Annotated in this window: 16 protein-coding genes; 15 read left to right on the forward strand and 1 reads right to left on the reverse strand. The window is 68.0% G+C overall.

The window, feature by feature from the left end; all coding sequences use genetic code 11:
* Positions 1-32: 32 nt before the first annotated feature.
* Positions 33-1,271 carry a BaiN/RdsA family NAD(P)/FAD-dependent oxidoreductase gene (locus tag BLR51_RS11565; protein ID WP_375342684.1) on the reverse strand — a complete coding sequence of 413 codons (1,239 nt, stop codon included), beginning with the start codon at positions 1,269-1,271 and terminating at the stop codon, positions 33-35.
* A 166-nt stretch (positions 1,272-1,437) separates the two neighbouring features.
* On the opposite strand from BLR51_RS11565, the gene ftsW reads away from it, so the two are divergent.
* The 15 genes from ftsW to BLR51_RS11640 all read left to right on the forward strand — a co-directional run bounded on the left by ftsW (position 1,438) and on the right by BLR51_RS11640 (position 19,277).
* Positions 1,438-2,604 carry a putative lipid II flippase FtsW gene (gene ftsW, locus BLR51_RS11570; RefSeq protein ID WP_089847067.1) on the forward strand — a complete coding sequence of 389 codons (1,167 nt, stop codon included), beginning with the start codon at positions 1,438-1,440 and terminating at the stop codon, positions 2,602-2,604.
* Positions 2,605-2,753: 149 nt separating this feature from the next.
* The gene (locus BLR51_RS11575; RefSeq protein ID WP_089847069.1) at positions 2,754-3,884 is read left to right on the forward strand and encodes a UDP-N-acetylglucosamine--N-acetylmuramyl-(pentapeptide) pyrophosphoryl-undecaprenol N-acetylglucosamine transferase; all 1,131 of its coding nucleotides are present in this window, start codon (positions 2,754-2,756) and stop codon (positions 3,882-3,884) included.
* Between the two features lie 26 nt (positions 3,885-3,910).
* Complete coding sequence (gene murC, locus BLR51_RS11580) at positions 3,911-5,308, forward strand: UDP-N-acetylmuramate--L-alanine ligase (RefSeq protein ID WP_089847418.1); 1,398 nt, start codon at positions 3,911-3,913, stop codon at positions 5,306-5,308.
* Positions 5,309-5,329: 21 nt separating this feature from the next.
* Positions 5,330-5,596: a DUF2484 family protein gene (locus BLR51_RS11585; RefSeq protein WP_089847070.1), complete on the forward strand. Its 267-nt coding sequence runs from the start codon at positions 5,330-5,332 to the stop codon at positions 5,594-5,596.
* Positions 5,589-6,527: a UDP-N-acetylmuramate dehydrogenase gene (murB, locus tag BLR51_RS11590; RefSeq protein WP_089847072.1), complete on the forward strand. Its 939-nt coding sequence runs from the start codon at positions 5,589-5,591 to the stop codon at positions 6,525-6,527. The genes BLR51_RS11585 and murB overlap by 8 nt, the downstream gene beginning before the upstream one ends.
* 140 nt (positions 6,528-6,667) lie before the next feature.
* Positions 6,668-7,582, forward strand: coding sequence for a D-alanine--D-alanine ligase (locus BLR51_RS11595; RefSeq protein ID WP_207543622.1), 915 nt, complete (start codon positions 6,668-6,670; stop codon positions 7,580-7,582).
* On the forward strand, positions 7,570-8,451 hold the full coding sequence (locus tag BLR51_RS11600) for a cell division protein FtsQ/DivIB (protein ID WP_089847077.1): 882 nt from the start codon (positions 7,570-7,572) through the stop codon (positions 8,449-8,451). The genes BLR51_RS11595 and BLR51_RS11600 overlap by 13 nt, the downstream gene beginning before the upstream one ends.
* Positions 8,448-9,779 (forward strand): cell division protein FtsA, encoded by a 1,332-nt coding sequence (gene ftsA, locus BLR51_RS11605; protein WP_089847079.1) that lies wholly within the window; start codon positions 8,448-8,450, stop codon positions 9,777-9,779. Before BLR51_RS11600 ends, ftsA begins: the two co-directional genes overlap by 4 nt.
* Before the next feature lie 387 nt (positions 9,780-10,166).
* Complete coding sequence (gene ftsZ, locus BLR51_RS11610; protein WP_089847081.1) at positions 10,167-11,873, forward strand: cell division protein FtsZ; 1,707 nt, start codon at positions 10,167-10,169, stop codon at positions 11,871-11,873.
* Between the two features lie 250 nt (positions 11,874-12,123).
* Positions 12,124-13,044, forward strand: a complete 921-nt coding sequence (gene lpxC, locus BLR51_RS11615) for a UDP-3-O-acyl-N-acetylglucosamine deacetylase (protein WP_089847083.1) — start codon at positions 12,124-12,126, stop codon at positions 13,042-13,044.
* A gap of 113 nt (positions 13,045-13,157) precedes the next feature.
* Complete coding sequence (locus BLR51_RS11620; RefSeq protein ID WP_089847084.1) at positions 13,158-14,012, forward strand: outer membrane protein assembly factor BamD; 855 nt, start codon at positions 13,158-13,160, stop codon at positions 14,010-14,012.
* A gap of 18 nt (positions 14,013-14,030) precedes the next feature.
* Positions 14,031-15,683 (forward strand): DNA repair protein RecN, encoded by a 1,653-nt coding sequence (recN, locus tag BLR51_RS11625; protein ID WP_089847086.1) that lies wholly within the window; start codon positions 14,031-14,033, stop codon positions 15,681-15,683.
* Positions 15,684-15,742: 59 nt separating this feature from the next.
* Complete coding sequence (locus tag BLR51_RS11630; RefSeq protein WP_089847088.1) at positions 15,743-16,555, forward strand: TIGR00282 family metallophosphoesterase; 813 nt, start codon at positions 15,743-15,745, stop codon at positions 16,553-16,555.
* Positions 16,552-17,502, forward strand: a complete 951-nt coding sequence (locus tag BLR51_RS11635; RefSeq protein WP_089847090.1) for a DMT family transporter — start codon at positions 16,552-16,554, stop codon at positions 17,500-17,502. The genes BLR51_RS11630 and BLR51_RS11635 overlap by 4 nt, the downstream gene beginning before the upstream one ends.
* On the forward strand, positions 17,499-19,277 hold the full coding sequence (locus tag BLR51_RS11640; RefSeq protein WP_089847092.1) for an SLC13 family permease: 1,779 nt from the start codon (positions 17,499-17,501) through the stop codon (positions 19,275-19,277). Before BLR51_RS11635 ends, BLR51_RS11640 begins: the two co-directional genes overlap by 4 nt.
* Positions 19,278-19,336: the final 59 nt, after the last annotated feature.

Below are 19,336 nucleotides of genomic sequence, written 5' to 3' on the forward strand. Positions count from 1 at the left end.
CATGACGAATATGTAACCAGTTTACGAAGCTTTCAAGCGGCGCGTGCGGCTTCGGCGATGGCGCGGGCCGCCGCCGCCCCGGAGGACCACGCCCACTGGAAATTGTAGCCGCCGAGCCAGCCGGTCACGTCCACCGCCTCGCCGATGAAATGCAGCCCCCGCACATGGCGCGAGGCCATGCTGCGGCTGTCGAGCCCGGCGGTGTCCACCCCGCCCAGCGTCACTTCGGCGGTCCGCCAGCCCTCTGTGCCCTGCGGGCGCAGCGTCCAGCCGCCCAGATCCGAGGCCAGCGCGGCAATCCGCCGGTCCGACAGATCGCCGAGCGTGCCGCCCAGATCCAGATCCTCCGCCAGATGCGCGACCAGCCGCGCGGGCAGATGCTGCTGCAGCGCGGTGCCGAGCCCGCGCCGCCCGGTCTCGCTCCGCGCGGCGCGCAGCGCCCCCGCCAGATCGGTGCCGGGGGTCAGGTCGATGCGCAGATCCTCGCCCTCCTGCCAGTAGCTGGAAATCTGCAGCACCGCAGGCCCCGACAGGCCGCGATGGGTAAAGAGCAGCGCCTCGTCGAAACTGGTGGCGCCGCAGCTTGCCCGCACCGGCAGCGCCAGCCCGGCAAGCCCGGCAAAGCGGCCCTCGGGAAAGGTCAGCGGCACCAGACCGGGGCGGGGGGGCACCAGCGCATGCCCGAACTGCTGCGCCAGATCATAGGCAAGCCCGGTGGCGCCCATCTTGGGGATCGACTTGCCGCCCGTCGCCACCACCAGATGCCGGGCGCGCACCTCCGTCACATTGCCCTCGCGCTCCAGCCGGGCCACGAACCAGCCGTCGCGATGCGCCAGATCGCGCAGCGAGGTCGACAGCCACAGCGTTGCCCCCGCCGCTTCCATCCGGCGCAGCAGCAGCGCCACGATCTGCGTCGCCTTGCCGTCGCAGAACAGCTGGCCCAGCGTCTTTTCGTGCCACGCGATCCCGGCCTGCGACACCAGATCCAGAAAATCCCATTGCGTATAGCGCGCCAGCGCCGATTTGGCGAAATGCGGATTGCCGGACAGAAAGCGCGCGGGCTCCACCTCCAGATTGGTGAAGTTGCAGCGCCCGCCGCCCGAGATGCGGATCTTCTCGCCCGGCGCGCGGGCATGATCCACCACCAGCGTGCCCGGCCCTGCCATGCCCGCACACATCAGCCCCGCGGCGCCCGCGCCCAAGATCAGCGTTGTCACATCCATGCCGCCCTGAACCACAGCCGCCCCGGCCCGCGCAAGCCCTCCCTTCATCTTGCCCGGAAAACTCCGGGGTGAATGACCCGCCGCAGGCGGGGCAGAGGGGCAGCGCCCCTGCCGTGTCGAGCCTTCCCAAACCGTCCGGCCTTTGCTACGCTCCGCGCAAGATCCGGATCCATCCGGACGACAGGCACATTCGGCAAAATTGAGCGGTACTCCCATGACGGAAATGGTTTACGGCACGGTCACCGTGCGCGATGGCGAACCCGTTTTGCCCAAATGGTGGCGCACGGTGGACAGATGGGCGCTGTCCTGCGTGCTGATGCTGTTCGGGGTGGGGATCCTGCTGGGGCTGGCCGCCTCGCCGCCGCTGGCCGAGCGCAACAATTTTGCCCCCTTCTACTACGTGCAGCGGCAGGCGTTTTTTGGCGGGCTGGCGCTGACGGCGATGTTCCTGACCTCACTGATGACCCCGGTCATGGTGCGGCGCATGGCGGTGGTGGGCTTTCTCATCACCTTCCTGTCGCTGCTGGCGCTGCCCTTTCTGGGCACGGATTTCGGCAAGGGCGCGGTGCGCTGGTATTCGCTGGGCTTCGCCTCGCTGCAGCCTTCGGAATTCCTGAAACCCGCCTTCGTGATCGTCACCGCATGGATGATGGCCGCCAGTCAGGACATCGGCGGCCCTCCGGGCAAGACATGGTCCTTCGGGCTGACGCTGGCCATCGTCATCGTGCTTGCGCTGCAGCCCGATTTTGGACAGGCGAGCCTTGTGCTCTTCGGCTGGGGGGTGATGTGGTTCGTGGCGGGCGCGCCGATGCTGCTGCTGCTGGGGATGGCCGGGCTCGTGGTGCTGGGCGGCAGCTTTGCCTATAACAATTCCGAACATTTCGCCCGCCGCATCGACGGCTTCCTGACGCCGGATGTCGATCCGACCACCCAGCTTGGCTATGCCACCAATGCCATCCGCGAAGGCGGGTTCTTTGGCGTCGGCGTGGGCGAAGGGCAGGTGAAATGGTCGCTGCCCGATGCCCATACCGATTTCATCATCGCCGTCGCCGCCGAGGAATACGGCATGGTGCTGGTCATGGTCATCATCGCGCTTTACGCCACGGTGGTGGTGCGCTCGCTGCTGCGGCTGATGCGCGAACGCGATCCGTTCATCCGGCTGGCGGGCACCGGGCTTGCCGCCATGTTCGGCGTGCAGGCGATGATCAACATGGGCGTGGCGGTGCGGCTGCTGCCCGCCAAGGGCATGACCCTGCCGTTTGTCAGCTATGGCGGCTCCTCGCTGATCGCGGGCGGCATTGCGGTGGGGATGCTGCTGGCCTTCACCCGCTCGCGCCCGCAGGGCGAGATCGGCGAGATCCTGCGCGCCCGCACCCGCTGAGCCGTTCCGCAGGCGGTCGGGCTTTTACGGCCCGGCCCCCTGCGCTAAGGGCGGAAGGCACGGGCGGGGGCGGCGAAGCCCCCCTGCGCCGCACAGGCGACAGGCAAGCGACGGGGGACAGCCCCCGCACAGGGACAAGGACAGGCACCATGGCGGAACGGCCCCTTCTGGTCATCGCGGCAGGCGGCACTGGCGGTCACATGTTCCCGGCGCAGGCGCTGGCCGAGATCATGCTGCGGCGCGGCTGGCGGGTCACCCTGTCCACCGATGCCCGCGGTGCGCGCTACACGGGCGGCTTTCCGCATTCCACCCGGATCGAACAGGTGGCCTCGGCGACCTTCGCGCGGGGCGGGCTGCTGTCCAAGGCGCTGGTGCCGCTGCGCGTGGCGCGGGGCGTCGCCGCCACGGCGGCGCGGTTCCGGCAGGACCGGCCTGCGGCGGTGGTGGGCTTTGGCGGCTATCCCTCGATCCCGGCGCTGGCGGCGGCATGGCTGCTGAAACTGCCGCGCATGATCCATGAACAGAACGGCGTGCTGGGCCGGGTCAACGAGATCTTCGCCTCCCGCGTCGACATGGTGGCCTGCGGCACATGGCCCACGAAACTGCCCGACGGGGTGGAGGGCGTACATGTGGGCAACCCGGTGCGCCGCGCCGTCAAGGAGCGGGCAGGGGCCGCCTATATCCCGCCCGGCGATTACCCGATGTCGCTGCTGATGATCGGCGGCAGTCAGGGCGCGCGCATCCTGTCGGACGTGCTGCCCCCCGCCATCGAGGCGCTGCCGATGGAGATCCTGCGCCATCTGCGGATCAGCCATCAGGCGCGCGACGAGGACGGCGCGCGGGTGGCGAAATATTACTACGAACACGGCATCGACGCCGAGGTGAAGCCGTTTTTCGACGATCTGCCCGCCCGCATGACCGAGGCGCAGGTGGTGGTCTCCCGGTCGGGCGCCTCTTCGGTGGCCGATATTTCCACCATCGGGCGGCCATCCATCCTGATCCCCTATGCGGTGGCGGCGGGCGATCACCAGACCGTCAACGCGCAGGCGCTGGTCGAGGCGGGGGCGGCGATCCGCATTCCCGAAAGCAAGCTGACCGTGGACAGCCTGCGCGACGCGCTGGAGGCGGTGCTGGGCAATGCCCAAGGCGCGCTGCAGATGTCGCGCGCCGCGCTGTCGGTGGCCCGGCCCGATGCCGCAGAGCATCTGGCGGCGCTGGTGGAAGACTTGGCCGGGATGGCCCCGGCCCCGGAACTTGCCGAAGATTTGGAAGACAGATGAAACTGGAACGCATCGAAGGAGCCGCCATGAGCCCCGCCACGAAACTGCCCGGCGATGTCGGCCCCATCCATTTTGTCGGCATTGGCGGCATCGGCATGTCGGGCATTGCCGAGGTGCTGCTGAACCACGGCTATGTGGTGCAGGGGTCGGATCTGAAGCGGTCCAAGATCACCGACCGGCTGGAAACGCTGGGCGCGCATGTCTTCGAAGGCCAGAGCGCCGACAATCTGGAGCGGGCGCAGGTGGTGGTGATTTCCTCCGCCATCAAGACCGGCAATCCCGAGCTTGACGAGGCGCGGCGCCGTGGCCTGCCCGTGGTGCGCCGGGCCGAGATGCTGGCCGAACTGATGCGGCTGAAATCCAACGTCGCCGTCGCGGGCACCCATGGCAAGACGACCACCACCACCATGGTGGCGACGCTGCTGGATGCGGGCAAGTTCGATCCCACCGTGGTCAATGGCGGCATCATCCATGCTTACGGATCCAACGCGCGGGTGGGCTTGGGCGAATGGATGGTGGTGGAGGCGGACGAATCTGACGGCACCTTCAACCGGCTGCCCGCCACCATCGCCATCGTCACCAATATCGACCCCGAGCATATGGAACACTGGGGCTCGATCGAGGCGCTGCGCGACGGCTTCTATCAGTTCGTGTCCAACATTCCCTTTTACGGTCTGGCGATCTGCTGCACCGATCATCCCGAGGTGCAGGCGCTGGTGGGCCGGGTGACCGACCGCCGCGTCGTCACCTATGGCTTCAACGCGCAGGCCGATGTGCGCGCGGTCAACCTGCGCTATGAAAAGGGTGTGGCGAAGTTCGACATCCTGCTGCAGGCCGAGGGCGCGCGCATCGACGGCTGCTCGCTGCCGATGCCGGGCGATCACAACGTGTCCAACGCGCTGTCGGCGGCGGCGGTGGCGCATCATCTGGGCATGAGCGGCGACGAGATCCGCGCGGCACTGGCGGCTTTTGGCGGCGTCAACCGCCGCTTCACCCGCGTGGGCGAGGTCAACGGCGTGACCATCATCGACGATTACGGCCATCACCCGGTGGAAATCGCCGCCGTGCTGAAAGCCGCGCGTCAGGCCTCCGAAGGGCGGGTCATCGCCGTGCACCAGCCGCACCGCTATTCCCGGCTGTCGAACCTTTTCGAGGAGTTCTGCACCTGCTTCAACGAGGCGGATGTGGTCGCGATCTCCGATGTCTATGCGGCGGGCGAGGATCCCATTCCCGGCGCCTCGCGCGATGATCTGGTGGCGGGGCTGATCCGCCATGGCCACCGCCACGCCCGCGCGATCCTGTCCGAGGACGATCTGGAACGGCTGGTGCGCGAACAGGCCCGGCCCGGCGACATGGTGGTCTGCCTTGGCGCGGGCACGATTTCGGCATGGGCCAACAACCTGCCCGGACGGCTGGACCGCTGAGCGGCGCGCGGGGGGCAGGCCATGACCCTGTCGCTGGCGCTGGCCTGTCTCTGGGCGATCCTCGGCGGGCTCTTGGCGATGCTGCCCTCGCGCGACAATCACTGGCGGCTGGCCTATGCGCTGATCGCCACCGGGCTGCCGCTGCTGGTCTATGTGGTCTGGCAGAACGGGCCGCTGGTCGGGCTGGTGGTGGCGCTTGGCGCGGCAAGCGTGCTGCGCTGGCCGCTGCGCCATGGCTGGCGCTGGCTGCGGGGCAGGACCCTGCGATGGAAGGCACGACATGACTGACAGCTATCCCCCCCTGCGCGGCAGGCTGACCCGCGACCGCGCGCTGGCCGATCTGACCTGGCTGCGGGTGGGCGGGCCCGCCGATGCGCTGGTCCAGCCCGCCGATCTGCAGGATCTGTGCGATTTTCTGGCGGCCCTGCCGCCCGGGATGCCGGTCTTTCCCATGGGTGTCGGCTCCAACCTGATCGTGCGGGATGGCGGGCTGCGCGCCGTGGTGATCCGGCTCGGGCGCGGCTTCAACGCCATCACGGTGGAGGGGACGCGCGTCACCGCCGGGGCGGCGGCGCTGGATGCGCATGTGGCGAAGCGCGCGGCAGAGGCAGGGGTCGATCTGACCTTCCTGCGCACCATCCCCGGATCCATCGGCGGTGCGGTGCGGATGAATGCGGGCTGTTACGGCAGCTATGTCGCCGATCACCTGATCGAGATCCGCGCGGTCAGCCGCGACGGTCGGCTGGTCACGCTGCCCGCCGCCGATCTGAACCTGCGCTACCGGCAGAGCGATCTGCCCGAAGGCTGGGTGGTGGTCGAGGCGGTGTTCGAAGGCGCCCCCGGCGATCCGGCGGAGCTGGAGGCGCGCATGGACGCGCAACTGCGCAAACGCGACGAAACGCAGCCGGTCAAGGACCGCAGCGCCGGATCCACCTTCCGCAATCCGGCGGGCTTCAGCTCCACCGGGCAGGCGGATGACAGCCACGAGCTGAAGGCGTGGAAAGTCATCGACGCGGCGGGTCTGCGCGGTGCCACGCGCGGGGCTGCGCAGATGAGCCCCAAACATCCCAACTTTCTGGTGAACACCGGCGGGGCAACCGCCGCCGATCTGGAAGGATTGGGGGAAGAAGTGCGAAAAAAGGTTTTCCAACACAGCGGATTGCAGCTACATTGGGAAATCATGAGGGTCGGTGATCCACTGGACAGGACCGGGGTCTGACCCCGGAGGCGACAGGCACGCCATCAGCCGGCCCGCGATGCGTCGTGGTTCTATTTGCGGGGGGCAGCCCCTGCAACAAAAGCGGGGTCAACCCCGTCAAAAAAGGGGCGCAGAGCCCCGCAGATCGAGGCGGTTTGGGGATGTCGAGCAGGACAAGCCCCAAGGTGGCGGTGTTATTGGGCGGGCCCTCGTCAGAGCGCGAGGTGTCTCTCAGTTCCGGGCGGGAATGTGCCGCCGCTTTGAGGGATCAGGGTTTTCAGGTCGTCGAGCTTGACGCAGGCGACGATCTGCCCGCGCGGCTGGCCGCCGAAGCGCCGGATGTGGTGTTCAACGCATTGCATGGCCGCTGGGGCGAAGACGGCTGCGTGCAGGGGCTGCTGGAATGGCTCCGCCTGCCTTACACCCATTCCGGGGTGCTGGCCTCGGCGCTGGCCATGGACAAGGAACGCACCAAGCAGGTTTACCGCGAGGCGGGTCTGCCGGTGGTGCCCAGCCTTCTGGCCCTGCGAGACGAGGTGCGCCGCCGCCATCTGATGGCGCCGCCCTATGTGGTCAAACCCTATAACGAAGGCAGTTCGGTCGGCGTCTATCTGGTGATGGACGGGGCGAACACGCCGCCGCAGCTTTCCGAAGACATGCCCGAGACGGTGATGGTCGAGGCTTATGCGCCGGGGCGCGAGCTGACCACCACGGTCATGGGCGACCGGGCGCTGACCGTCACCGACATCCTCACCGACGGCTGGTATGATTACGACGCCAAGTACAAGGCGGGCGGATCGCGCCATGTGCTGCCCGCCGAGGTGCCCGCCGAGATTTTTGACGCCTGTCTGGACTATGCCCTGCGCGCGCATCGCGCGCTTGGCTGCCGCGGGCTCAGCCGGACCGATTTCCGCTGGGACGAGGCGCAGGGGCTGGCGGGGCTGGTGCTGCTGGAAACCAACACCCAGCCCGGCATGACCCCCACCTCGCTGGCACCCGAACAGGCGCTGGCCTGCGGGATGAGCTTCGGCGAGGTCTGCCGCTGGATGGTGGAGGATGCCTCATGCAACAGGTGACACAGGTGTTCCGGCCCGATCCCGCGCCGTCCCGGCTGAAATACCGCATGGAACGGCTGATGCTGACGCCGCTTTTCCGCTTCGCGCTGCGCGTGGGTCTGCCCTTTGCGCTGGGGCTGGGCGGGGCCAGCTGGTATTTCTCGGTCGAGGCCAACCGCGCCGCCGTCATGGACGCGCTGCTGGGGCTGCAGGAGCAGGTCCAGTCCCGCCCCGAATTTGCCGTGAGCCAGATGTCGATCGACGGTGCGGGGCCCGGGGTCACCGCCGCCGTGCGCGAGGCGATGGCGCTGCAGCTGCCGCTGAGTTCCTTTGATCTGGATCTGGACGCGCTGCGCGCCCGCATCGGCACCCTGGACGCGGTGAAATCCGTGGCCCTGCGCATCCGGCAGGGCGGGGTGCTGCAGGTAGATGTGGTGGAACGGGTGCCGGTGGTGCTGTGGCGCAGCGGGACGGGGCTCGAGATGCTGGATGACAGCGGCGCCCGCGTCGGCCCGGCGGCAAGCCGCACCGACCGGCCCGACCTGCCGGTGATCGCAGGCACCGGCGCGCGCGACCACGTGTCCGAGGCGCTGGCCCTGCTGACGGCGGCGGCCCCGCTGGAGGGGCGGCTGCGCGGGCTGGAGCGCATCGGCGAACGGCGCTGGGATGTGGTGCTGGATCGCGGCCAGCGCATCCTGCTGCCCGAAACAGACGCGGTGCAGGCGCTGGAACGTGCCATGGCCATGGATGGCGCGGTGGACATGCTGTCGCGGGACATCGCGGCGGTCGATTTGCGGCTGGCACAGCGGCCCACCCTGCGGCTGAGCGCCATGGCATCGCAGGAATACTGGCGGATCAAGGCCATGGAGACCGGAGACCAACGACAATGATCGAGCTCTACGAATCCCAGCGCGCGATGCGCAACATGCGGCGCGCGGCGATGCAGCGGGGTGTGGTGGCCGTGCTTGACGTGGGCAGTTCCAAGATCGCCTGTCTGGTGCTGCGCTTTGACGGCACCGACCGCCAGACCGACAGCGGCGTGGGCTCGCTGGCAGGGCAGGCGGGGTTCCGGGTGATCGGGGCCGCCACCACCCGGTCGCGCGGGGTCAGGTTCGGTGAGATCGCCGCGATGAGCGAGACGGAACGCGCCATCCGGACCGCCGTGCAGGCGGCGCAGAAAATGGCCGGGATCCGGGTGGATCACGTCATCGCCTGTTTCTCGGGCGCCACGCCGCGCAGCTACGGGCTGGCTGGCAAGGTCGAGGTCGACGCGCCCGTGGTCAGCGAACAGGACGTGGCGCGGGTGCTTTCGGCCTGCGACGTGCCGGATTTTGGCCCGGGCCGCGAGGTGCTGCATGCCCAGCCGGTGAACTTCGCGCTGGATCACCGCTCGGGGCTCAGCGATCCGCGCGGGCAGATCGGGCGCGATCTGGCCTGCGACATGCACATGCTGACCGTCAACGCGCAGGCGATCCAGAACCTTGCCCATTGCGTCAAGCGCTGCGATCTGGAACTGGCCGGGATCGCAAGCTCTGCCTATGTGTCGGGCGTGGCGGCGCTGGTCGAGGACGAGCAGGAGCTGGGCGCGGCCTGCATCGACATGGGGGGCGGCGCCACCGGCGTGTCGATCTTCATGAAGAAACACATGATCTATGCCGATGCGGTGCCCATGGGCGGCGACCACGTCACCGGCGACATTTCCATGGGGCTGCAGATCCCCATGGCCATGGCCGAACGCATCAAGACCTTTTACGGCGGCGTCGTGGCCACCGGCATGGATGACCGCGAGATGATCGAGATCTCGGGCGATACCGGCGACTGGCACCACGACCGGCGGCAGGTCAGCCGCGCCGAACTGATCGGCATCATGCGCCCCCGTGTCGAGGAGATCCTCGAAGAGGTGCGCGCCAGTCTGGATGCCGCAGGGTTCGAGCATCTGCCGAGCCAGCAGATCGTGCTGACGGGGGCGGCAAGCCAGATCCCCGGGCTTGACGGGCTCGCAAGCCGCATTCTGGGCAGTCAGGTCCGGCTGGGGCGTCCGCTGCGCGTGCACGGGCTGCCGCAGGCCGCCACCGGGCCGGGCTTTGCCTCTGCCGTGGGCATGTGCCTCTTCGCGGCGCATCCGCAGGACGAATGGTGGGATTTCGAGATCCCGGTGGACAAATACCCGGCCCGGTCGCTGAAGCGCGCAGTGAAGTGGTTCCGCGACAACTGGTGATCGCCACCGGCGGAGCTTTGCCGATCCCCGGTCACGGGCGGTAAACTCCAGCAAAACAACGGGTCCGCAGGGCGTGACAGCCTTGGGGGCACATGGTAGAAATGACAGACCGCCCGTCAGAGGCGGCATCAGGGTCGAGCAGACCCCCTTGAAATTCCGAAGCTCCGATGGCGTGGTTTTCCGCGCCCTCTCCGCTTTGTTGTGTCTTTCAGGGCGCCGTCCGCCATATCTGGCGGTATCGGCGAGATCTCGCGAGAAACAGCAGGTTTTAAGCCATATTCAGTGGCTTTTTCACCTTTTTCGCGTGACGGCTTGGCAAGATCCCGATAATGTTTGAACCAAATACGCAGGACAGGCGTGCAACAAGTCAAAGCAGGCGGAACAGACATGGCACTCAATCTTTCCATGCCCGGACAAGAAGAGCTCAAGCCCCGGATCACGGTGTTCGGTGTCGGTGGAGCGGGCGGCAACGCGGTCAACAACATGATCGAGAAGCAGCTTGAAGGCGTCGACTTTGTCGTTGCCAACACCGATGCGCAGGCTCTGCAGCAAAGCCGCGCCGGCAACAAGGTCCAGCTTGGGGTCAAGGTGACCGAGGGTCTGGGCGCGGGCGCCCGTCCGTCCGTGGGCGCCGCCGCCGCCGAGGAAAGCATCGAACAGATCGTCGACCACCTTGCGGGCGCACACATGTGCTTCATCACCGCGGGCATGGGCGGCGGCACCGGCACCGGAGCGGCCCCGATCATCGCGCAGGCCGCGCGGGAACTGGGCGTGCTGACCGTGGGCGTGGTGACCAAGCCCTTCCAGTTCGAAGGCGCCAAGCGGATGCGTCAGGCGGAAGAGGGCGTGGAAACCCTGCAGAAGATGGTCGACACGCTGATCATCATTCCCAACCAGAACCTGTTCCGGCTGGCCAACGAAAAGACCACCTTCACCGAAGCCTTCTCCATGGCCGATGACGTGCTCTATCAGGGCGTCAAAGGCGTGACCGACCTGATGGTGCGTCCGGGTCTCATCAACCTCGATTTCGCCGACGTGCGCGCGGTGATGGACGAGATGGGCAAGGCCATGATGGGCACCGGCGAGGCCGAGGGCGAAGATCGCGCCATCCAGGCCGCCGAGAAGGCCATCGCCAACCCGCTGCTGGACGAAATCAGCCTGCGCGGTGCCAAGGGCGTGCTCATCAACATCACCGGCGGGCATGACCTGACGCTGTTCGAACTGGACGAGGCCGCCAACCGCATCCGCGAGGAAGTGGACGCCGATGCCAACATCATCGTGGGCTCCACGCTGGATGACGGCATGGAAGGCATGATGCGCGTCTCCGTCGTGGCGACCGGCATCGACGCCTCCACCGACCATCAGGAAGTGCCGGTGCCGCGCCGCTCGCTGGCCCGTCCGCTGCCGCAGGGCGAAGAGCCCGCACCGCAGCCGGTCGCCGCGCGCCCCGCGCCGCAGCAGCGCCCCGCTGCCGCACCGCAGCAGCGTCCGGCCCCGCAGCAGCAGCCCGCCGCCGCCCGCGTGGCCGAACCCCGTCAGGAGCCGCGCTACGAGGATGAAGCGCCCGCGCGCTATGCCTCCGAAGCGGATCACGGTGCCGACACGCATCTGGATCACGGCTATGACGATCACGCCGAAGAGCCGCAGTCCGATGACGGTCTGCCGCCGCCCGCCTACCGTCCGCAGGTGGCGCAGTTCCAGCCGCAGTCCGACGCGCTCGACACCCGGCCCGAGGCTTTTGTGGCACCGCGCGCTCCGGCCCCGGGGCAGGCCTCGCCCGACACCATGGCCCGCCTGCAGGCGGCAGCCGCGCGCAACCGGGGCGGCCAGCCCGCTCCCGCACCGCAGGCACATCAGCCGCAGCACGGCCATGCCGCCGGGGCCGACAAGCCGCGCTTTGGCATCAACTCGCTGATCAACCGCATGACCGGTCATGCCGCTCCCGAAGCGCCTGCCGCCCCCGCAGCCCCCGCGCCGCGCCGTCAGCCGCCGGTGCATGGCTCTCACAAACCCGCTCCGGTGCAGGATGCCGAGGAGGCACAGGATCAGGACCGGATCGAAATCCCGGCCTTCCTGCGGCGTCAGGCGAACTGAACCTTACGTCATGACATGACAAGATCACCGGCTCCGGCCGCGAACGCCCCCGAAATCCGGGGGCGTTTTCTTTTGCAATCAAGCGCTTGCCGGGATGGTTCCGCGCGGCGGCGCGGACCTGCCCAGACCGGGGGCGGGATGTTTCACTCCGTTGCAATCTTTGATTTGAGGAATGGGCCCCTCGTCCGTATCTCCCTCATCAAGACATGGCCCGCGTAGGGCGAGGCCGTGCCGGAGAAGAGGTGAGACCGTGCAGACGACCATTCGCAGCGCAGCAATCTTCGACGGTGTGGGCCTTCACTCGGGCGCACCCGCCCGCATGACCATTCGTCCGGCTCCCGCCGATCATGGCATCCGCTTCAAGCGGACCGACATCCGGCTGGGCAACCGCGTCGTGCCCGCCCTCTGGGACGCGGTGGAAATCACCCCGCTTTGCACGCGCATCGTCAACGCGGCCGGCGTGTCCGTGTCGACCATCGAACATGTCATGGCGGCGCTGTCGGGCTGCGGCATCCATAACGCGCTGATCGATCTTGACGGCCCCGAGGTTCCGATCCTCGACGGCTCCGCCGCCCCCTTTGTGCGCGGCATCATGGCGCGCGGCGTGCGCCATCTGGCCGCCTCCGTCCGCGCCATCGAGGTGCTGGCCCCCGTCGAGGTGCAGACCAAGGCAGGCTGGGCCCGGCTGGAGCCGGGGCAGGGCCTGACCATGAATTTCCACATCGACTTCCCCGATGCCGCCATCGGCACGCAGGACAAGCGGCTGGATCTGGCCAATGGCGCCTTCGTGCGCGAGCTGTGCGACAGCCGCACCTTCTGCCGCCAGTCCGATGTGGACAGCATGCAGAAGAACGGTCTGGCGCTTGGCGGCACCTACGAGAACGCCGTGGTGGTGGATGGCGACCGGGTGCTGTCGCCCGGCGGCCTGCGCCATGCCGACGAGGCGGTGCGCCACAAGATGCTGGATGCGCTGGGTGACCTTTACACCGCAGGCGCGCCGATCCTTGGCCATTACACCGGGTTCAAGGCAGGTCACGCGCTGACCAACCTGCTGCTGCGCGAACTTTTCGCCACCCCCGAGGCATGGCGCCTGACGCTCTGCGATGAGCGGCTTGCCGCGCAGCTTCCCGGTGTCGGCGTCGAGCGCGAGGAAATCCCGGCTGTCGCCTGAGCCGGGATGCCGTTCAAAACGCCGTCAAGGCATTTTGCACCGGAATTTTCTGTGCTAGGACCGACCCAAGGGTCCGACAGGGGCCCCGTTCAGGAAATGTGAGGAAGTCGGGCATGGCAGGCGGCAGATCGCGAAAGGGTGTGATCGGAGCGGCTTTTTCCGCGATTCTACTGGTCGGGTGCTCGGCACAGGAACGCCCCGGATTCGGTCCGGGCGGCGTCCCGATGGAGACATATTCCGCCCAGCAGATTTTTGAGCGTGGCGAATACGAACTCGACGCGAGCGACGCCGAGGAGGCCGCCTATTATTTCGGCGAGGTCGAACGGCTTTACCCCTATTCGGAATGGGCCAAACGCGCGCTGATCATGCAGGCCTTTGCCTATCATCAGGACAGGGACTACGAAAACTCGCGCGGGGCGGCGCAGCGCTATATCGACTTCTACCCGACCGATGAAGATGCGGCCTATGCGCAGTATCTGCTGGCGCTCAGCTATTACGACCAGATCGAGGAAGTGGGCCGCGATCAGGGGCTGACCTTTCAGGCGCTGCAGGCGCTGCGCACCGTGATCGAACGCTATCCCGACAGCGAATATGCCCGGTCGTCGATCCTGAAATTCGATCTTGCCTTCGACCATCTGGCCGGCAAGGAAATGGAAATCGGGCGCTACTACCTGAAACGGCAGAACTATGGCGCGGCCATCAGCCGGTTCCGCGTGGTGGTGGAGGACTTCCAGACCACGACCCACACCCCCGAGGCGCTGCACCGTCTGGTCGAAGCCTATCTGTCGCTGGGCCTGACCCAAGAGGCGCAGACGGCGGGTGCCATCCTTGGCTACAACTACCAGAGCACCGACTGGTATCAGGACAGCTACAAGCTGCTGACCGGGCGCGGGCTGGAACTGGAAGCTGCGGGCGACAGCTGGCTGGCGCAAGTCTATCGCCAGATGGTCAGGGGCCAGTGGCTGTAACATCAGGCAGGGCATCCCATGCTCCGGGCGCTTGAAATCCGCGACATGCTCATCATTGACCGGCTGGATCTAAGCTTCCAGCCGGGCCTCAACGTGCTGACCGGCGAAACCGGGGCGGGCAAGTCGATCCTGCTCGACAGTCTGGGCTTCGTGCTGGGCTGGCGGGGCCGTGCCGAACTGGTGCGCGCAGGGGCGGCGCAGGGCGAGGTGACGGCGGTGTTCGACCTGCATTCCGGCCATGCCGCCCGTGCGGTGCTGGACGAGGCGGGGCTGCCGGTGTCGCAGGAACTGATCCTGCGCCGGGTCAATACCGCCGACGGGCGCAAGACCGGCTGGGTCAATGACCGCCGCGTCAGCGGCGAGGTGCTGCGCCGCCTGTCGGAAACGCTGGTGGAACTGCATGGCCAGCATGACGACCGCGGCCTGCTCAATCCGACGGGCCATCGCGCCATCCTTGACACCTATGCCGGAACCGAGCCGCTGATGGCCGAGACCCGGGCCGCATGGTCCGCACAGCGCGTGGCCCGCAAGCGGCTGGCCGAGGCCGAGGCCGCGCTGGAGGCAGTGCGTGCCGAGGAAGATTTCCTGCGCCATGCCGTAGCCGAACTGGACAAGCTTGCCCCCGAGCCGGGCGAGGATGCCGATCTTGACCGCAAGCGCCGCATGATGCAGGGCGCCGAAAAGGTGCGCGACGACATCGCCCGCGCCAGTCAGGCGCTGGGATATGAGGGCGCCGAAGGCGCCATGGCCGATGCGCTGCGCTGGCTGGAAGGTGCCTCCGAAGGCGCCGAAGGGCGGCTTGACGGGGCGGTGGCGGCACTCGCGCGCGCCATGGCCGAACTGGACGAGGCCGGGCGCGAGGTGGCCGACTGTCTGGAGGCGCTGGAGTTCGATCCGCGCGTGCTGGAAGATACCGAAGAGCGGCTGTTTGCCATCCGCGGGCTGGCCCGCAAGCATCAGGTGCTGCCCGACGAGCTGCCCGCGCTGCAGCAGGCGCTGTCGGGGCGGCTGAACGCGCTGGATCATTCCGCCGAGGAAATGGACGCGCTGCGCGCCGCGCTGCGCGAGGCCGAGGCGGGCTATGACCACGCGGCGCAGGCGCTGAGCACGGCGCGGACCGAGGCGGCGGCGCGGCTTGACGCGGCGGTGGCCTCTGAACTCGCGCCGCTGAAGATGGAGCGCGCGGTCTTCCGCACCGATCTGTCGCAGGCGCCCGAAGGCCCCGAGGGGCGCGATGGCGTGGCCTTCACCGTCGCCACCAATCCGGGCGCGCCCGCCGGGCCGCTCAACAAGATCGCCTCGGGCGGGGAACTCTCGCGCTTTCTGCTGGCGCTGAAGGTGTGCCTGTCCGAAGAGCAGGGCGGCGACGTGACCATGATCTTTGACGAGATCGACCGCGGCGTTGGCGGGGCCACGGCGGATGCGGTGGGCCGCAGGCTGGCAGCCCTTGCAGAAGGCGGGCAGGTGCTGGTCGTGACCCATTCGCCGCAGGTGGCGGCCCTTGGCGCGCATCACTGGCGGGTGGAAAAGCGGGTGCGGGCGGATGTCACCACCTCCACCGTCACGCCGCTGGATCTGCCCGCGCGCGAGGATGAGATCGCCCGGATGCTGGCCGGGGACACCGTCACCCCCGAGGCGCGGGCCGCAGCACGGGCGCTCTTGGCGGGCTAGGCGCGCGACGCGCCGAAAGGGGCTTTGCTTTCGCGCCGCCGCAGCTTACCCATATCGCCATGAGAACGCTTTTTCTTGGCGATGTGATGGGGCGCGCGGGGCGCGCCGCAATCCGCGATACGCTTCCCGGACTCCGCGAGGCGTGGAAAATTGATTTTGTGGTGATCAACGGCGAAAACGCCTCCAGCGGCGTGGGCCTGACCGGCCCCCATGCCAAGCTGCTGCTGGACGCGGGCGCCGATGTGGTGACGCTGGGCGATCATGCCTTCGACCAGAAGGACATGCTGAGCTATATCGAAAGCGAGCCGCGCATCATCCGTCCGCTCAACTTCTCCAAACAGGCGCCGGGGCGCGGGGCGGGGCTGTTCACCGACCGGCGCGGGCGCAAGGTGCTGGTGACGCAGGTGCTGGGGCAGGTCTTCATGAAGCGCCCGTTCGACGATCCCTTCTCGGCGGTGGACGACGTGCTGCGTCGCCATCCGCTGGGCGGGCAGGCGCAGATGGTGCTGGTCGACATGCATTGCGAGGCGACCTCGGAAAAGATGGCGATGGGGCATTTCTGCGACGGGCGCGCCAGCCTTGTGGTGGGCACCCACACCCATGTGCCCACCGGCGACGCGCAGATCCTGCCCGGCGGCACCGGCTATCTGACCGATGCGGGCATGTGCGGCGATTACCTGTCGGTGATCGGCATGGACAAGACCGAGCCGATGCGGCGCTTCATCACCGGCATGCCCAAGGGCCGGTTCCAGCCCGCGCTTGGTGATCCGACCCTGTCGGGCGTGCTGGTGGACAGCGATGACCGCACCGGTCGCGCCACGTCCATCCGCATGGTGCGGCAGGGAGGGCGGCTGGAGCAGGCCGGACCTTGAGCCGCCTCTGGCCCTTTCTGGCGCTGATCGGGGTCGGCGCGCTGTGGGGGGCCGGTCAGCCGCTGGCCAAGGTCGCCGTGTCCGAAGGCTACCGGCATTTCGGCATCCTGTTCTGGCAGCTGGCGCTTGGCGCGCTGCTGCTGGGGATCGTCACCCGGCTGCGCGGGCGGCCGCTGCGGTTTGGCCGCTCTCATCTGCCCGCGCTTGTCGTGGTGGCGCTGACCGGCACGGTGCTGCCGGGCATGGCGTCCTATACTGCCGCGATCCATCTGCCGGCGGGGGTGCTGTCGATCCTGCTGTCTTCGGTGCCGATGTTCGCCTTTCCGCTGGCGCTGGCGCTGGGAAACGACCGCTTCGCATGGGGGCGTCTGGCCGGGCTGGGCCTTGGCTTTGCGGGCGTGCTGCTGCTGGTGCTGCCGGGGACAAGCCTGCCCGATCCCACGCTGGCAGGCTGGATCCCGGTCGCGCTGATCGCCTCGGCCTTCTACGCGCTGGAGGGCAACTGGGTCGCGCGCTATGGCACCGGAGGGCTTGATCCGCTGCAGCTTCTGGCCGGGGCCTCGGCGCTGGGGGCGGCGGTCACGCTGCCGCTGGCGCTGGCCACGGGGCAGTTCATCGACCCGCGCCCGCCATGGGGCGGGCCGGATCTGGCGATCCTTGCGGCCTCCGCGCTGCATGCCGTGGCCTATGCGGGCTATGTGGCGGTGGTGACTGCGGCGGGGGCAGTCTTTGCGGTGCAGGTCAGCTATCTGGTCACGCTGTTCGGCCTTGCCTGGGCCATGCTGTTTCTGGGTGAAAGCTACAGCGGCGGCATCTGGCTTGCGCTGCTGGTCATGATGTCGGGTGTGGCGCTTGTGCAGCCGCGTCCGCGTGCCGCGCTTGCCACCCTGCGCGGCGGCAGTCAGAATGCCCCGGTCGATCCACAGACAGGCCATTGCCCCAGATGAATTTTATTGAACTGAGCCAGAACACGCAGGCCTATGTCACTCTGGCCACCGTGGTGGGTATGTTCGTTCTCTTCATCCGCGAATCCTATCCCACCGAGGTGGTGGCCATCGGCGGCACCGCGCTGCTGCTGGCGCTTGGGGTGCTGCCCTATGCCGATGCGCTGGCGGTGCTGGCCAACCCCGCGCCTTGGACCATTGCCGCCATGTTCGTGGTGATGGGCGCGCTGGTGCGCACCGGGGCGCTGGACACCTTTGCCACCTTCGCGCAGACGCAGGTGGCACGGCGCCCGCGTCAGGCCATGGCCAGCATCATGCTGGTGGTGATCGTCGCCTCGGCCTTCATGAACAACACGCCGGTCGTGGTGCTGATGCTGCCGGTCTTCGTGCAGATCTCCAAATCCTTGGGCGTGCAGCCCTCGAAACTGCTGATCCCGCTCAGCTATGCGGCGATCCTTGGCGGCACCACCACGCTGATCGGCACCTCCACCAACCTGCTGGTGGACGGGGTGGCCCGGGCGCAGGGCATGGCGCCGTTCTCCATCTTCGAGGTGACGCCGCTGGCGCTGATCCTTGTGGCGTGGGGGATGCTGTATCTGGCGCTGGTGGGGCGCTTCCTGCTGCCGGACCGGACCTCCATGGCGGGGATGCTGTCGGACCGGTCGCGCATGAAATTCTTCACCGAAGCGGTGGTGCCCCCCGACAGCAACCTGATCGGGCGCGAGGTGCTGGGCGTGCAGCTTTTCAAGCGCGAGGGCGTGCGGCTGATCGACGTGGTGCGCGGCGACGAGTCGCTGCGCCGCCAGATGGACAGCGTGCGCCTGCAGGTCGGCGACCGCGTGGTGCTGCGCACCCAGATGACCGAACTGCTGTCGCTGCAGCGCGACCGGTCGCTGAAGCGGGTCGATCAGGTCTCGGCGAAGGAAACCACCACGGTGGAGGTGCTGATCTCTCCGGGGTGCAAGATGGTCGGGCGCAGCCTTGGCGCGCTGCGCCTGCGCCGCCGCTACGGGGTCTATCCGCTGGCGGTGCACCGGCGGAACCAGAACATCGGCAGCAAGATCGAGGAACTGGTGGTGCGCGTCGGCGACACGCTGCTGCTGGAAGGCGCGCCCGAGGACATCAAGCGGCTGGCCGACGAGATGGAACTGGTGGACGTGTCCCATCCCACCGCGCGGGCCTTCCGCCGGGGCCATGCGCCGGTGGCCATCGGGGCCATGGGGGCCATCGTGGTGCTGGCGGCACTTGGCGTGGCGCCGATCCTCGCGCTGGCGGTGATGGCGGTGGCGGTGGTGTTCTTCACCGGCTGCATCGACAGCGACGAGGCGTTTTCCTTTGTCGAGGGCCAGCTTCTGGCGCTGATCTTTGCCATGCTGGCCATCGGCGCCGCGCTCGAGGCGTCTGGCGCGGTGCAGCTGATCGTCGAGGCGATCGCGCCCTATCTGGCGCTGCTGCCGGGGCCGCTGCTGATCTGGGCGATTTTCCTGCTGACCTCTGTGCTGACCGAGGCGGTCAGCAACAATGCGGTGGCGGTGGTGGTCACGCCGATCGCCATCGGGCTGGCGGAGCATCTGGGCATCGACGCGCGCGCGCTGGTGGTGGCGGTGATGATCGCGGCCTCCTGCAGCTTTGCCACCCCCATCGGCTACCAGACCAATACGCTGATCTACGGCCCCGGCGGCTACCGCTTTTCCGACTTCCTGCGGGTGGGCGTGCCGCTGAACCTCAGCATCGGGCTGCTGGCCTCGGCGCTGATCCCGTTCTTCTTCCCGCTGTGACCGGCTGAAACCCCGTGCCGCGCTCTTGCGGGGCGGGGCTGCTCTGGGGTAAGAGACCC

It is taken from the genome of Salipiger marinus, assembly GCF_900100085.1.
GTDB lineage: Bacteria > Pseudomonadota > Alphaproteobacteria > Rhodobacterales > Rhodobacteraceae > Salipiger > Salipiger marinus.

Bases quoted from the DNA above. Each gene is read 5' to 3' on its own strand.
- ftsA (WP_089847079.1), top strand. From the start codon at position 8,448: ATGATCGAGCTCTACGAATCCCAGCGCGCGATGCGCAACATGCGGCGC.
- ftsW (WP_089847067.1), top strand. From the start codon at position 1,438: ATGACGGAAATGGTTTACGGCACGGTCACCGTGCGCGATGGCGAACCC.
- murB (WP_089847072.1), top strand. From the start codon at position 5,589: ATGACTGACAGCTATCCCCCCCTGCGCGGCAGGCTGACCCGCGACCGC.
- BLR51_RS11565 (WP_375342684.1), bottom strand. From the start codon at position 1,271: ATGAAGGGAGGGCTTGCGCGGGCCGGGGCGGCTGTGGTTCAGGGCGGC.
- BLR51_RS11640 (WP_089847092.1), top strand. From the start codon at position 17,499: ATGAATTTTATTGAACTGAGCCAGAACACGCAGGCCTATGTCACTCTG.
- BLR51_RS11575 (WP_089847069.1), top strand. From the start codon at position 2,754: ATGGCGGAACGGCCCCTTCTGGTCATCGCGGCAGGCGGCACTGGCGGT.
- ftsZ (WP_089847081.1), top strand. From the start codon at position 10,167: ATGGCACTCAATCTTTCCATGCCCGGACAAGAAGAGCTCAAGCCCCGG.
- recN (WP_089847086.1), top strand. From the start codon at position 14,031: ATGCTCCGGGCGCTTGAAATCCGCGACATGCTCATCATTGACCGGCTG.
- murC (WP_089847418.1), top strand. From the start codon at position 3,911: ATGAGCCCCGCCACGAAACTGCCCGGCGATGTCGGCCCCATCCATTTT.
- BLR51_RS11595 (WP_207543622.1), top strand. From the start codon at position 6,668: ATGTCGAGCAGGACAAGCCCCAAGGTGGCGGTGTTATTGGGCGGGCCC.
- BLR51_RS11585 (WP_089847070.1), top strand. From the start codon at position 5,330: ATGACCCTGTCGCTGGCGCTGGCCTGTCTCTGGGCGATCCTCGGCGGG.
- BLR51_RS11600 (WP_089847077.1), top strand. From the start codon at position 7,570: ATGCAACAGGTGACACAGGTGTTCCGGCCCGATCCCGCGCCGTCCCGG.
- BLR51_RS11620 (WP_089847084.1), top strand. From the start codon at position 13,158: ATGGCAGGCGGCAGATCGCGAAAGGGTGTGATCGGAGCGGCTTTTTCC.
- BLR51_RS11630 (WP_089847088.1), top strand. From the start codon at position 15,743: ATGAGAACGCTTTTTCTTGGCGATGTGATGGGGCGCGCGGGGCGCGCC.